The following is a 13,659-nucleotide window of genomic DNA, read 5'->3' as shown; positions in this document are numbered from 1 at the left end:
TGAACAAGACCCACAACTCGTCCGGCACCAACCGCTCAACGAGATCCGTCATGCACCGATCAACGAGCGATCACGCCATAAGAAACGGCGTCTAAGCGTCGGCCACCTTCTGCGCCGGGCTGGTGAGAATCTTCAGCAGCGGGAAGCGGAAGGCGACCTCGACGGCCCAACCGGCCAGCCCGACCAGCAGCCGGATGAGGGTGAACAACCCGGACAGGACGAAGGCCAGAGACTGCGTCTTGAACGACACGATGGAGCCGCCCTGCGCGTTCAGCTCATAGCCGTTGATCGCCACCCCCTCGGAGGAGGTGATATTCAACGGGGCGAGAAGATCACCACTGTCGCTGTTGCTGCTCGCCGCATACACGACCTGGCTGTTCACCACGAGGAAGACGCCGGTGAACAGCACCACCAGGCCGGCCGAGCGGAGGGTCGCGCCCTCTGGGCGGATCATGTCAGTACCGCCTTGCCTCGGCCGTGCTGCACCGCCACACCAGGAGAGCGGTCAGGCCCGCGCCGGTGGTCACCAGCCCCCACGCCGCGCTGGTCCAGCCCGGCTGCTCGGCTGCCACGACCGCCTTTCTGTCGCGCCTGCAGGGGGCCTCGCCGAGGCCGATGGCGGGCTCGCACCGCTTCTGATCCGCGGGCCGGGGCTGAGCGGCGAAGGCCTGCCCCGTGCGGGGCCACCAGGATTCAGGCACACCCCTGCCGGCGGTCAGGACGAGCAGGCCCGCACAGGCGGCGATCACGGTGAGGACACCCGCGGCCGCAGCACGGCGTCGTAAGCGATCCCGGACGGAAGAGACCATCAGTGGTGTTCCTTCGAACGAGGCGCAGCCGTGTCGCTGGCAGGCGGCTCCGGCGCGGAGGGCGCCTCAGTGCTGGTGTGGCGTCCCGGTGTGGTGGTGATGGACGTGGTGATCCGCCCGATGCGGGGGATGAGGACCTTGACGCGGCCGGTGTTCTGCCGCGGGCACGTCAGCAGGAATTCGCCCTCCCGGCCTGCGTGGCCGACGGGAGAAAGGCCTGTGGTCACCAGCCGCAGCAACTGCGGGTCGCTCGGATCAAGGCCTACGAACTCCAGGCCGCGCCGGGCCCGTGCGCGGTCGGTGGTGCGGGCGAGCGCCCGATAGGCCATCAGGCCGCGGTCGGGGCCGAGTTCTTCGGCGTCGTGGGATCCGGCGATCAGGCCGGCGCCGTGCTTGCGGCCGTCGTGGAGGATTTCATGAACCAGCGCGGTGCCCTCGGCCGACGAGGTGAGCCAGTACAGCTCGTCCAGCACGAGTGCGGTGAACCGTTCGGGGTCCTCGAATGCGGTCTGCCGTGCGAGTGCGGCGATCAGGTAGAGCGCGGCGCGCCCGATCAGCGCCTCCAGCGGCTGCTGGTGCAGGACCTCGGGATTGCCGAAGGCCGCCTTGGGGGGAAGTTTCAGTCCGGCTGTCGTGATCACGATCATGTCGCGGGCGCTGGAGGCGTCCAGCTGCACGGGCGGCAGCGTGGGGTCGAACACCATCCGGGCCAGGGGGTTGGTGGCCACGACGCGGATGAGGCCGGCGAGGGCGGCGGCCGCGTCCTGCCGCTTTCCCACCTCGCTCGTGGCCATCTGCTGAAGGATCTCCAGCACGCGGTGCATGGACGGCCGGTCGCCGGCGGCGGCCTGCTCGACGGCGTGGTGCAGCACCTCGCCGCTGGTGCTCATCGGGCCGATGCCGAGCTGCAGGGTCAGGTAGGACAGGGCGTAGTGGCGGCCTTCGGGGCCTTCGAACATCCGCAAGGGGTCGATGGACACCTCGGCCTGCGCGGCGTCGATGATCTGGACGCGGCCCTGTGCCGCGGTGCGTGCGAAACTCGCCCACTCGCGCATAGGGGTGCGGTCGATGCAGATCGCGCAGCCGCCGCGCGCCCACACCGCCTCCGCGATGAGCTTTTGCAGCACGCTCTTGCCCGCGCCCAGGTCCCCGACGATGCCCATGGAGGCGGAGGCGTCGACCTTGGGCGCGTCCGCGACGTTGATCATCACGGGGCGGGTGGTGCCGCAGTCGAGGTCGATGCCCAGGAACATGCCGTTCGGGTCGCCGACCTCCGAGGCGGTGAAGGCCCCGCCCAACGCCCAGTCCTCGGAGATCTGGTGCTGGGTGAACTCCCGCACCACACCGTTGCGAGTGGTGCCGGGCAGGCCCAGGAAGAACAGGGCCTGCTGCAGGCCGGCCGGGCGCACGGCCCGGTAGTCCGCGCCCCCGAGCAGCGCTGCGAGCGCCCGGGCCCGGGAATCACACAGGGCGGCGGTCGGCCCCCACACGGTCAGGACGGTGACGGACTGCACCTCGACTTCGACCGACGTGCGCGCAAGGCGGGCGTCCAGCTCGCCCAAATCGCGGGCGGCCTCCGTCAGCGAGGCGGGCATGCCGGTGGGGCGGGCGTCGTACTGGTCGGCCTGGTCGATGAGTTCGTTCTTCTTGCGCCGCACCTGCTCGCGCGCCTTCTCCGCGGGCACGAGGGTGAGGTCGATGGTGTAGTCGACGGGGAAGTCCAGCATCTCCAGCTGCGCGAACAGATCAGCGGCATCCTGGGCGACGGCGGGCGGGCACTCGGCCAGCGCGAGCTGCGCCTGGTAGCCGACGCCGGTCTCGGATTCGACCTGCAGCCAGCGCCGCCCCAGCGGCGAGCCGGTCCCAAGGCGCCACCAGGCCGTGCGCCCCGACCGGGTGACAGATCCTGCGGGGTTGAGCTCGCCTGTGTCGTCGAGGTCAGGGTCGATACCGCCTTCCTGCAGACGCACCTGGCCCAGGTCGGCATAGCTGGGCGAACGCAGCACCCCCTTCTGCAGCTGCCCCCCGTACAGGCCGCTGGTTTCGGCCTCGGTCAGCAGCGGTTCGACCAGGCCGCGGTGGAGGGCGTGCTGGATCATCCACACGATCTCCGCCGGACGGGCGGGACGAAAGGCGATGCCACCGGCGAGTGCGGCCTCCACACGGGAGGCCTGCTCGCGGTAGGCGGTCACCTCCCGCCGGGCCACCGGCGCCGGCCGCATCCCCAGCGATGACGCCACCTCGACCCATGCTGCGCCCAGAAGCGCCGACACCTTAAGGTCGGCGGTCTCGGTGTGCAGGGGAACCGCCAGCCACAGGGTGCGGCGGTGCATCTCCTCGCCCTCCAGCAGGTCAAGAGTCGCCTCGACGTTCTCCACCCACGGGTGCGGACCCGACTGCGGAGTGGTGTCGGCCGGCTCGACGCCTTCGATCATGCGCAGGGCGATCTCGCCGGGATCGACCTGTGCGCACAACCCGAACAACCGCGGCGCCCCAGACAAGGACCGGACCAAATGTGTGATCTTGGCGAGTTGCTCGTCACGTACTTGGACGGGCGCGTAGGTGCCCGAGACGGTCTCCTGGTGTTGTCCTGAGGCGTCATCCGGTACCGGGTGCAGGCGGTAAACGGCCCACACGCTGCCGTGCGTCGACCAGATGAGGTGCCCGGCGATGTGACGGATCGGAACCTTCACCGTCCACCGCCTTGCTCGGCGAGCGCGAGCAGCGCATGGACTCCCGACACCGGCCCCACCGACCCGACAGACGCTGCCTGCCTGCGGTGGCCTGCGGACGAGTGGGGCGCGGCCGGGCCGGCGTGGGCCGTGGCCGCGCCGGCGGACGGTGCCCGGCGGGTGCGCCGCTTCGCTGCCCCGGATCTCTCGGTGGCGCCGCCGGGACCGGGTGGTTCCTCGATCATGAAGCCGCCGAGCAGCGGGCGGGCAGTGCGGTCACGGGCGGCCCGCCCTGCGATGCGCCCGCCCTGGGGCTGCCCCACGAGCAGTGTCCACCCCAGCGCCGCCTGCATCGGGGCACGGCCACCGATCCTGGGGCGCCGGACCGCCCAGATCGCCAGCAGCCAGGCCGCGATCGGGATCGGCCCCATCCATGACCACCAGCTGATGGACTTGATCAGAGTGAAGCCGCCGCCGACGCCGACCGCGATCTGGGCGGGCGTGTAGGGGCCGAGCGGGATCTTCCAGTCGGCGATTTTGCCGAGGACCCAGGGATGACGCCGGGCGGCGGTGTAGAAGCGCCCCACCCGCCCGGCAGTGGAGGCGGCGGTCACAGCGTGGCTCCCGTGCCGGCAGAGTGGGCGCGCGCTCCCGGACCAGCGCCGTGGACGATGCCAGGGACGACGGGTGCGCCCTTAGCGGGGTTGTTGACCTCGTCCTCGAACATGCTCGAGAGGTCCTCGCGGGAGTTGTACAACCCCAGTGCGATGATCATCAACAGCAGGGCGCCGATGCCGGCCTTGAGGCTGAACTTCTGGATCATGATCACGACGACCAGGACGAGCAGACCGGCCTGCAGCCCTTTGGTGGCCCAGTCCTGGAACATGCTGATCCACGAGTCGCCCAGGTCGTCCAGCTGACCGGCCAGGACCGTGTGATGCACCGTGTTCACCGGGCACCTCCCGCCGTTGCGGCTCCCGTGCCCAGCGCGGTGATCTCCCACCTGCCTGAGCGGGCCGCGAGGGTGAATTCGTAGGCCAGAGGCCATCGGCCGTCCTCACCGTGGGCTTTCACCTGCGCCAGGACGCGGGCCTTGGTGCCATCGGCCGGCACGGTCACCGCGGCCGCCGCTTCCTCGACGGCGGAGATCTGCCGCACTGTGACCGCCCGGTAGGGAACCGGAGAGACCGGGAGCAGCTTCACGCCGGGTGCGAGGTACCGGTCCACCTCTCCGGCACCGGTGAGGTAGGCAGCGAGGAACTCCCCGACGGCAGCGGACAGATCACCCTCCGGCACGCTCACCCGGTACGGCGATGTCGGCACCTCCGTCCGGGCCGGCCCGGCCACCACGCCCGGTGCCCCGGTCACCGTGAACGAGGCGCCCGTGCGATCGGTGGCCACCGGCACGGCGTAATGGAGCACCGAAGCGTCGGCGTACTGCACAGCCACCGTCACCGACCACACTCCATACGCACGCTGCGCAGTGCGCACCGCCGTCACCACCTCCGGTGCCGCCTGCGCACCGGCGGCTGGCTCGGGCAGATCGACGCCGGGCGCCATCGACTGCGCATGCCGGGCTTGCGCACTTGCCTCGTCCTTGGTGCTGCTGCGCAGCCACGTGTGGAGGAACAGCTGCGCATAGCCGGCCGGGTCGGCTGCCACCGTCGTGGTGGGTGCGGCAGTCGGCTTAGTCGAGGACGCCGCCTCGACCGTGGTCGGGGTGGAGGTGAGGGTGACGCCGAGGGCGATCGGGCCGGCCGCGATGACGGTCCACACCGCCAGGCGTGACACGCGCACCCGGCGCCGCATCGCCTCCAGCCGGGCGCCTGCCGCCATCGGAGCAACGGCCTCGCTGCGCGAAACCGGCTTGCCAGGGGACATGGTCGAACTCCCAGGTCAGAACGGACGCTTGCGCCCTCGACATAAGCGGCCGATCCCGACCTGACCACCGACCACGAGGCCCCGACCACGATCACGATGCGGATACGGCATTCGTGGTCACAGTGGTGGACAGCCCGACCATGAGTCCGACCACGGGGCGCGGGCGTGCCGACCACGGCTTACCTGTGCGTCAGACCGGGTTCTCAGCCTTGGAGCGCGGCATGTGACCTGCAGGCGGCTGCGCACGCTGCGTGGCCCTCGTGCCGCGATGGAGCCTGTGCAGTTGGCGTACGAACCTGCGCAGTAGAGACGCCCTCGGTCGGGTTGCGCAGCCTTCCCGCAGGCAAGCGACTGCGCAGACCTTGCGCTCTCGTCGTTCGTCCCGCGTATCGCGTACGCGCCGCACCGACTGGGTGCGTGGCCGAACCCGACCACGCGAGCGACCACGCCGGCGTGTTGACGGTGTTGCCCGATCGTGATCCGTGGTCGGGAGCGATGGCTGCCGACTTGGTCAGGGGAGGCGGTTGGGCTGTGGGCATGGCACCCCTACGCATCTGCCGATTGTGCAGCAGCAGCCTCGCCTTGGCCGGCCGGGTGCGCCGGTGTGCCCGGCGTAGGCGGTCATCGTCGCAGGAGCAGCGGTGAGCCGCTTCGGGGCGGGGATCCGCCGCGGCGTCATGAGCGCGGATCAGTTCACGCAGGTGGCCAATGCGCTGTTTCGCGATGGGCGGTTGTCGTTCAAGGCGAAGGGGATCTTCGGTTACAGCAGCACACACCGCAGCGGCTGGCAGGTGACAGTCGCTGACCTGGTGCGTGTGGGTCCGGACGGGCGTGAAGCGGTCCGCACCGGCCTGCAAGAGCTGGAGAGGCACCGGTATCTGATCCGGGAACTTCTGCGGCGCCCCGACGGAACCCTCGGCGAGATCATCTACTGCATCACCGACCGTCCCGCCACGCTGCACCTTGCACCGGCGGCCGAGGCCAGCCCTCAGGCCGCACCCTCGCCTGCCGGTCACGCTGACGGGGGGCGGGCGGGGATCCGCCGCGGGGTGATGGCAGCCGATCAGTTCACTCAGATCGCCAACGCCTTGTTCCGCGATGGCACATTGAGTTTCAAGGCCAAGGGGTTGTTCGGCTTGCTCTCCACGCACCGGGAGGGCTGGCGCATGAGCGTCACCGATATCGCCCGTGCGGGCAGGGACGGCGAATCCGCCGTGAGAAGCGGTCTGAAGGAACTGCAGAGCCACGGCTTCCTCGTGAGGGAACGCGAACGCGGCCCGGACGGCACTCTGGGCGCCGCCGCCTATGTCATCACCGACCTGCCCGCTCTGCAATCCAGCAGGTCACAGCCAGAGTCGGGTTCTCCACGCGTGGATGACCCTACGTTGGCTGACCGGGCCCTTAAGAACACCAACAGAAAGAAGACCACTCAGCAGAAGACCAGACCCCTCCCTCCCGTCGCCCGCCCCGCACGATCACGGCATCAAGCACCGCCACTGCGGACCGTGCCGGCGGCGACGGACCTCACACCCGGAGTGCGCCTGCTGCTTCAGATCGGCACCCAGCGTCCCGAACTCCTGCTGACCGGCCGCGCACTGGCGGATCAGGGCACAGCCGTGTCCGCGATGCTGAAGGCCGGCTGGACGCGCGAGCAGCTCAACCACGTCATCAGCGCTCGCCCTTTGCCGAGCCCGATCCGCACCACGGTCGGCGCGATCATCGCCGCCAGGCTCCGTGCCGCACAGGCGTACCCACCACCGGCCACTGTGGCCGAACCTCACGCCACCCCGGCAGGTGACCCGGTGGGGGAGCACTCGAGCACCTTGGCCGCCGCACGCACCGTGTCCGAAGCACTCGCTTACCGGGCCCTGGTCGAATGCGCCGGCTGCGGCGTTCCCGGCACCGCACCAGGCGAAGACCTCTGCCCGGCCTGCCTCAACTGGCCGCCCTGCCGCACATGCCCTGGCCCCACACCCCGGCGCGCACACCCCCACAGCGACGGCCGATGCACCACCTGCGCGTCCACCTCCACCACCCATCCAGAGGCAAGCCCTCTCACCGGCCGCTGAAGGAACGGCCCACCAGCACTCCACGCCGCACACACCACCGCTGAAGGGAACTGATCCCATGCCCGAGTCCGAGTTCGGCCCGGCTGCCCGCACCGGCGACGTCTACCTGCTCTTCGCCCATGAGCCGTACTACCCCGGCCCCGACGCCCGCGAGATCAACACCACCGTGGTGGCCGCGGACTCACTGCTGCACCCGCACGTACGCCAGCCCGACGGCGTGAAGATCCACGACTTACTCACCCGGGGACGCCAGCCGGGCGAGATCATCCCCCTGGCCACCCTCACCCACGAACTCAACGGAGGCGCCGCCTGGCCCAGCATCGGCGACTGGGAAGGCGTCACCACCGACCTGATCCAGCTCGTCCACACAGGCCGGTGCGACGCCCTCAGCCTCGGCCTGCCCGAAATCCCACGCGCCCTGCTCTGCACCGGGCCACACGGCCAGCTACGCGTCCACGACACCGCAGCCGACGACCTCGTCACCTACGGCCCCGCCGAACGCGCTGCGGCCCTGGACAAGGTCAGCCTGTTCCTGAACAGCCTCGCCACCGAGCGGCCTTTCTGGCCTGGCGACAGCCTCCTGCCCCCACTGGGCCGACTCACCCCAGGTCGCTAAACGGTGTGGGAGACACGGCAGCGATCCCATTCAGTCACGTCAACTGCGTACACTGTGCGCGTCGTGAAAGATCGCCATTCGGGCGGCCGAGGCCAGAATGCTCTGCCCGCGCATGGACAGCCCGAGTCGGTTCCAGTGGAAAATCACGTGGTAGCTGAGCACTTGCCTCAGCCCGCGATCGAGCGTGCCTTCCTCGACGGCGCGGCCGAGTATCTGCCCTGTGCTGCGGAACGCGGTGACCCACTCTGCGAAGGGATCCAGCGGCCCGTCAGGGCGGAGCATGGCGTCGCTGTCGGCGAGGAGCAGGGGCCTGATTTCCTCGGCGCGCGCGTGGAGGTGGTCTGGGGGGACGTCGTTGACGGCCGAGCGGTGCTCGTTCGTGATGACGTGGTGCCAGACGTCGCCTTGCTCGTACCACTCCAGTCCGGCCGCACGCATCATGAGGGTGCACAGGAGGACGGACAGTTCTCGTGGGCCCACGGTCAGGTTCCGGCGCAGTCGCAAGCGCTGTGCTTCCTGGCTGTCGGTGATGAACAGGGCGTGTGCGGCGGCCATGCTGACGGGGCCGCCGAAGGCGGCGGTTTCCGGTTCGTAGATGCCGGGCCACCACCGCAGCAGGTGCCCGTCGGTCACGAGGCGGTGCAGGCCGAGTCGGTCCTCCCCCTCTGCGGTGCGTAGCTCAGCGCCGGCACCCGGCTGGAGGCGGAGACGCAGTCGCCAGCAGGGGTGCTTCCTGGTGTACCACCAGCCGCTGATGAGGCTCGCGGATTCTGCGGCGTGCAGCAGGGGCAGGACGTGCGTGGTGAAGGCGTGGTCGGCGCTGGTCCAGTACGCGAAGTGGAGGTACGCCTGCCACCAGTCGTCCGTGGCGGTGGGTCGGGCGAGGGCCTGTCTGCCGGCTTGGTCGTAGACCGCGACAGCGTCGGACAGGGTCATCTCGTCGATGCCGTACTGCCGGGCGGCCTGGGCGAGCGGTAGGCGGCCGCCGAGGACAGTGAGGATCGCGCGGGGTACGGGATCCGGCTCCGGCTGAATCAGTCGATCAAGAGACATGCGTCCCATCCGGTCGTCGGGGCCTGTTGCGAGGCGAAGGTCGTGAGGGCGAGCGCGGTGCCGGCGTCTCCATTGATTAGCCCGGTTGTCGGGAGACCGCCGGGCCGGGCCTGCGCGGCGAGCATGTCGCCGAGGCGGCTAGGAAGGGCCTGAAGTCGGGCGTCGCGGGCATCGGCGGCTGCACGGACGGCGGTCTGGTAAATGCCTCCCCAGCCGTGGCAGAGGCTGGTGTCGATGACTTGGGCGAGTTGCGCGGGGTCGGTCAGGGCCCGGTGCAAGGCATCTTCGTAAAAGCCCTGGACCTCGGGAGCGCGCAGGGCGAGCCCGGCGAGTTGCCCGGCCCGTGCGATGCCGGTGGTGCCGTAGCACCAGCTGGGCCGGGCGGGGGTGTCGTGGTGGGGGTGTGCGCGCTCGAGGTCGCGGCGCGAGATGTGCTCGGGCCACCAGGGGCCGGCGGGTCCATGCTGGCACCAGGTGTCCAGATGCTCGCAGATGGTCCAGATGGCGTCGCGGTGGCCACGGACGGTGATGTTCCGGCGCATGGCCTGGGCTAGGAGAAGGAGCGGGCCGGTGATGCCGTGGGCGGCGCCGAAGTTGCCGTGTCCGCCGGGGAAGTGGGCGGATTCACCGCGGGCGGGGTCGTGGCGGACCCACCAACCCGGCAGTCCGAGGCCACCTGGGGCGAGCGGGCGGGTCAGGGCGACAAGGTACTCAAGAAGGCGCCGAAGCGCCGGCCCGTCAGGATCGGTGCGCAGCAAGTACGCGCCGATGCCGGTGAGACCGTAGAAGAGGTCGTACTCGGCGAACGTGGCGAGGTCGCGCTCGCGGATGCGGGAGCGCGCGGCGTCGACGCGGCGGTGAGCGAGATCGCTGATGTGCTTGTGGAGGCTCTTGCGAGCCGGCTCGTACAGGTGCTGGAAGGGCGGCGGGACGGTGGTCAGGAGGAAGCCGACGGCTGGGGCGCCGAGGAACAGCCCGGTGGTGTCGGCCGCACTGACATGCCCGGCGGTTGCGGTGGTGATCCACCGGTGGGCCGGGCGCCAGGAGCCGCCAGGGCGGCTGGCCATCTCGACGTGCAGCAGGCTGATTCCGGCTGCGCCGTCGGCGAGAGACTGCGCTGCCCATGGCGTGTGAGGGGGCGCGGGGGCGGGATCGGCCAGATGGACGGTGTACCGCTCCAGGATCGCCGCGGCGGTGGCGGCCGGTGTGGTCATCGGTTCGCCCTCCGGTGTTGCAGGGCTACGGTCCGTACGAGCCGCAATGTGGTCGCCTCGGCATTGGGGTCGACGTCCAGGGCCCGGACGTGGTGCTGGTGGAGCAGGGTCCGGGCGACGGCGAGTGGGTCGCGGTCCCCGGCCAGGGCCTGCCGGTAGGTTTCCAGGGCTACGGCGCGGGCCCGCCACGCTTCGGTCACGAGGGAGCCGCCGGGAAGAGAAGCGAGAGCGCAGGCACCTTCAGCTGCGCCGAGCTTGAGCACCTGATCGCGCAGCGTCCGGTCCAGTCGCCCTGTGCCCTGGGGGAGGTTGTGCACGAGCCACTCTTCGGCCTCTGGGGCGCTGTGTGCAAGGTGGGTGATGAGGTTCAGGGTGCTGGCTGCGGCGAGAGCCTGCGGGGTGAAGGCGTCGGCGCGCTCGGCGAGCCGGATCTGTGCGAGGGCGGCGGTGGAATCTGCCGCGAACACCTGGTGCGCGGCGTTCATGGCGGCCTGGCCGCCGAAGCGCCCGGTCTGCGGCTGGTAAGGGGCGAGGACGATCCCGGATGCCAGGTCGAGGCCGTACAGCTTGTCCGCCCAGCTATGGACGTGCTGGGCCGCGATCCCGTACGTATCCGGCGGCAGGTGCAGGGTGAGAGCAAGGTGCTGGTCGGCGTCCGGGCGGGCCATGTCCCGGTGGCGGGTGAACCACCAGGTTGGTGGAGGGTCGCTGAACAGGTCCAGGAGGCGGGGCAGGTGCTGGCTGAGGATCTCGTCGTAGCGGTCCGGGTGGGCGTGCAGTTGTACGTGGAGGACATCGCCGGAGCCCGGAAGGCAGCGCTCGGTGGCGGCCGGTGCGGCAACGAACGGCCGGCGCTTCTCGGCGGTTTCGGGTCGTGCGAGGGAGAGCCATATCTCGTGGGCCCGACCGATCCAGCCGTGGGCGTCACCGTCTGGGACTTCGCGCAGTTCCAGGCGCTGGGAGCGGTCGAGGTGCGCACGAAGTGCCCGCCGGTGGACCGGGTGGGACAGATCAAGGGGAAGGCGCTGGTCGTGCTCGATCATGGCGACGTTCAGCGGGACTCGGAGCCGCTCCTGCCAGGCCGCGAAGGCGTGCTCCCACTGGTCGATCGGGGCTTTGCGGCCGGGCAGGTTGTCGGCCATCAGTAGCCATCGGGCCTGGGTGAGGATGGTGCGGCGGTAGCGCACCCGTGGAAGGTAGGGGAGGCGGGAGGCGGCGCCGAAGGCGAACGGTTTGTAGGCGGCATACCGCGCGTGGCCCACCTCGGCGAGGAAGCGCGCCAAGGGCGGGGTCTGGGTGCCGGCTTCCAGGGCGTGTAGGACTCGCACGTTGAGAGGGCGACCGGTGGAGAGCTGTACGAGGTGGAAGCTGCGGGAGTCCGCGGTGACGGCGATGTCGGCGAGCTGAATTGTCGTGTCGTCTGCCGCCCTATGACCGGACAGCTCGATGACGTTCGGTAGCAACTGCGGTGTACGGGTGACGTTTTCGTTGCGGCGGCGGCGCGGTGGAAACACCAGCTGCGCGGCAAGGGTGCCCGGGGCGCTGCGGTAGGTGGCCGCGAGCGCGTCCTGCTGTTCGGGTGGCAGGACATGCGCGAAGCGGCCGGCCATGCTGCTTCCGGGCCGTGGCACGGAGGTCAGCAGCACGCTGAAGTGGCCGCGTGTCAGGGCTGTGGTGCTGGGGGCGTGGACCTCGAAGGTGGTCTCCAGCCGTGGTACGAACAGGCGATCGTCGTGACCGGCGGCCTGCTCCAGGGCGTCGATGGTCGCGTCTGTCAGCTGGAGTTCGTTGCGGCCGTCCATGAGGGCCTCTTGCACCAGGGCGAGCAGCAGTTCGTCCCGGTCGGTGAGCAGCTTCGGCGTGGCACCGCGCTCGGAGCCGACGTACCCGGCTGGCAGGCCCAGGCCGCTGTCGGCTACCAAGTCCAGCACCGGCACCAGGGCGCCGACGCCGTACCGGGCGCGGAACCGGCGGTGATAGTCGCGCCAGTGCTGGTAGCCGTAGGGCTGTGGGGTGGTTCGGTACAGGGCCGTGACGGCTGCTTGTACCTCCGTGATCACGGTCTGCGGTAGCTGTGCCTCGCAGTCCAGGGCCGTGTCGACGAAGAGCGGGGTCGAGGTGACGGAGGTGAGGGCATGCATCCGCTCGGCGATCGCGCTGACGCTGGTATCGGTGAGCGTCGGCTGATGGGAGCAGACGTCGTCGCGCACCGCGTACAGGGCGCGGACCAGTCCTGCACGTCTGGGACGGTTTCGGCGTGGTGCCGGTGCAGTTCGTTGCACAGGTGCTGGAAGGCGTCGACGGTGGTCAGGGGCGCCCACAGGCTGCTGATGAGGAACTGCTGGTCGATCAGGGCGATGAGGAGCGCGTCGATCTTTTCCGCGGTGGCCTGCGGGAAGCGGTCACGCAGGTGGGCGTGGAGATTTTCGTAGAGGATGGGGGATCGGGCCGCGGCCATCGCGGCGGCCACCGGCCGGGCGTTGCGGACCGATACCTCGACGGGGGCCAGGCGCAGGGCGTGGCCGTCGGCTGGCGGGCCCGGCGCGACGAGTCTGTCCCCGCGGACGCGAGCGGCGTTGTTGGCGGTGAGCGGTAACCGCGCCAGCAGCGCGGGGCTGCGCTGGAGGCGCAGGACCATGTCGGTGACCCACTCGGCGTCCGGCCTGATCAGTGCGCGGTGTTTGTCCCGCCAGCGCATGCTCGCCCGCTGTCCGACGGCTACGGGGGCGATGCCGGCGAACAGGCCCAGCGGAGTCGGTCGGTGCTGCCACCGCAGCAGGTAGGTGACCGTCGACAGCGCAGTGCGTCTGATGTGCCGGTGACCGGTCTGCTGGCCGCTTACGACGGCCTCGATGGCGTTGCTGAGGGCGGGGGTGGCCAGTTCTAGTGCGCTGCGGAAGTGCTCGCGCTGCCAGATGCGGTTCAGCCATCCGCGCGTGACGTCCGCGTCGTCCAGGTTGAGGGTGCGGGGTACGTCTGCCGGTCCGGGGCTGGTGGTGGCGCGCAGCATTGCGGCGCCCTGCCACTGATATTCGGGGACTGTTCGAGATGCCATGGGCCCTTTCTTTCGGGCTGCGCGCGGGAGGGGAAGGCGGGCGGCTGGTGGGCCGGATGCAGCGCTGTATCCGGCCCACCAGCCCGGGTTGGCTTGGGTCAGGCCGGGTCCTCCACGAAGGAGTTGCAGGCGGAGGAACCGGTCGCGCAGGTGGTGCCGCAGCCGTCGCCCGTGCTGCACATGAGCTTGCCGTGCGGGTGCTGGGCGATGACGACCTTCACGTCCAGGGGCGCGAAGTCGTCGTCCAGGTCGCCCACGAGGGCAGACGGAGTCACGGTGGCGCTCGTCAT

11 protein-coding genes and 1 pseudogene are annotated in these 13,659 nt (G+C 70.2%); 2 read left to right on the top strand and 10 right to left on the bottom strand.

Annotated features, from left to right (window positions below; translation table 11 throughout):
* Positions 1 to 91 precede the first annotated feature (91 nt).
* The 5 genes from ACF07N_RS35610 to ACF07N_RS35590 all read right to left on the bottom strand — a co-directional run bounded on the left by ACF07N_RS35610 (position 92) and on the right by ACF07N_RS35590 (position 5,362).
* On the bottom strand, positions 92 to 454 hold the full coding sequence (locus ACF07N_RS35610) for a hypothetical protein (RefSeq protein WP_392120952.1): 363 nt from the start codon (positions 452 to 454) through the stop codon (positions 92 to 94).
* A 354-nt stretch (positions 455 to 808) separates the two neighbouring features.
* Positions 809 to 3,502 (bottom strand): ATP-binding protein, encoded by a 2,694-nt coding sequence (locus tag ACF07N_RS35605; protein WP_392120950.1) that lies wholly within the window; start codon positions 3,500 to 3,502, stop codon positions 809 to 811.
* Positions 3,499 to 4,095: a hypothetical protein gene (locus tag ACF07N_RS35600; protein ID WP_392120948.1), complete on the bottom strand. Its 597-nt coding sequence runs from the start codon at positions 4,093 to 4,095 to the stop codon at positions 3,499 to 3,501. The genes ACF07N_RS35605 and ACF07N_RS35600 overlap by 4 nt, the downstream gene beginning before the upstream one ends.
* Positions 4,092 to 4,433 (bottom strand): hypothetical protein, encoded by a 342-nt coding sequence (locus tag ACF07N_RS35595; protein ID WP_392120946.1) that lies wholly within the window; start codon positions 4,431 to 4,433, stop codon positions 4,092 to 4,094. Before ACF07N_RS35595 ends, ACF07N_RS35600 begins: the two co-directional genes overlap by 4 nt.
* A complete protein-coding gene (locus tag ACF07N_RS35590; protein ID WP_392120944.1) occupies positions 4,430 to 5,362 on the bottom strand; it encodes a conjugal transfer protein in 933 nt (310 codons plus the stop codon). The genes ACF07N_RS35595 and ACF07N_RS35590 overlap by 4 nt, the downstream gene beginning before the upstream one ends.
* 641 nt (positions 5,363 to 6,003) lie before the next feature.
* On the opposite strand from ACF07N_RS35590, the gene ACF07N_RS35585 reads away from it, so the two are divergent.
* Together ACF07N_RS35585 and ACF07N_RS35580 are read left to right on the top strand one after the other, a co-directional pair.
* The gene (locus tag ACF07N_RS35585; protein ID WP_392120942.1) at positions 6,004 to 7,431 is read left to right on the top strand and encodes a hypothetical protein; all 1,428 of its coding nucleotides are present in this window, start codon (positions 6,004 to 6,006) and stop codon (positions 7,429 to 7,431) included.
* A 58-nt stretch (positions 7,432 to 7,489) separates the two neighbouring features.
* Complete coding sequence (locus ACF07N_RS35580) at positions 7,490 to 8,047, top strand: hypothetical protein (RefSeq protein ID WP_392120940.1); 558 nt, start codon at positions 7,490 to 7,492, stop codon at positions 8,045 to 8,047.
* Between the two features lie 39 nt (positions 8,048 to 8,086).
* Here ACF07N_RS35580 and ACF07N_RS35575 read toward each other — a convergent pair whose 3' ends face one another.
* The 5 genes and pseudogenes from ACF07N_RS35575 to fxlA all read right to left on the bottom strand — a co-directional run bounded on the left by ACF07N_RS35575 (position 8,087) and on the right by fxlA (position 13,659).
* Positions 8,087 to 9,100 carry a thiopeptide-type bacteriocin biosynthesis protein gene (locus ACF07N_RS35575; RefSeq protein WP_392120938.1) on the bottom strand — a complete coding sequence of 338 codons (1,014 nt, stop codon included), beginning with the start codon at positions 9,098 to 9,100 and terminating at the stop codon, positions 8,087 to 8,089.
* Complete coding sequence (locus ACF07N_RS35570) at positions 9,082 to 10,314, bottom strand: lanthionine synthetase C family protein (protein WP_392120936.1); 1,233 nt, start codon at positions 10,312 to 10,314, stop codon at positions 9,082 to 9,084. The genes ACF07N_RS35575 and ACF07N_RS35570 overlap by 19 nt, the downstream gene beginning before the upstream one ends.
* Positions 10,311 to 11,357 (bottom strand): thiopeptide-type bacteriocin biosynthesis protein, encoded by a 1,047-nt coding sequence (locus ACF07N_RS35565; protein ID WP_392120957.1) that lies wholly within the window; start codon positions 11,355 to 11,357, stop codon positions 10,311 to 10,313. The genes ACF07N_RS35570 and ACF07N_RS35565 overlap by 4 nt, the downstream gene beginning before the upstream one ends.
* Positions 11,355 to 13,324: pseudogene (locus ACF07N_RS35560) on the bottom strand (lantibiotic dehydratase family protein); the annotation flags it as partial. The pseudogene ACF07N_RS35560 and the gene ACF07N_RS35565, both read right to left, overlap by 3 nt.
* Positions 13,325 to 13,467: 143 nt before the next feature.
* Positions 13,468 to 13,659: an FxLD family lanthipeptide gene (gene fxlA / locus ACF07N_RS35555; RefSeq protein ID WP_392120934.1), complete on the bottom strand. Its 192-nt coding sequence runs from the start codon at positions 13,657 to 13,659 to the stop codon at positions 13,468 to 13,470.

It is taken from the genome of Streptomyces sp. NPDC015242 (assembly GCF_043079125.1).
Taxonomy (GTDB): Bacteria; Actinomycetota; Actinomycetes; order Streptomycetales; family Streptomycetaceae; genus Streptomyces.
This window is presented reverse-complemented; position numbering and strand designations above follow the sequence as displayed.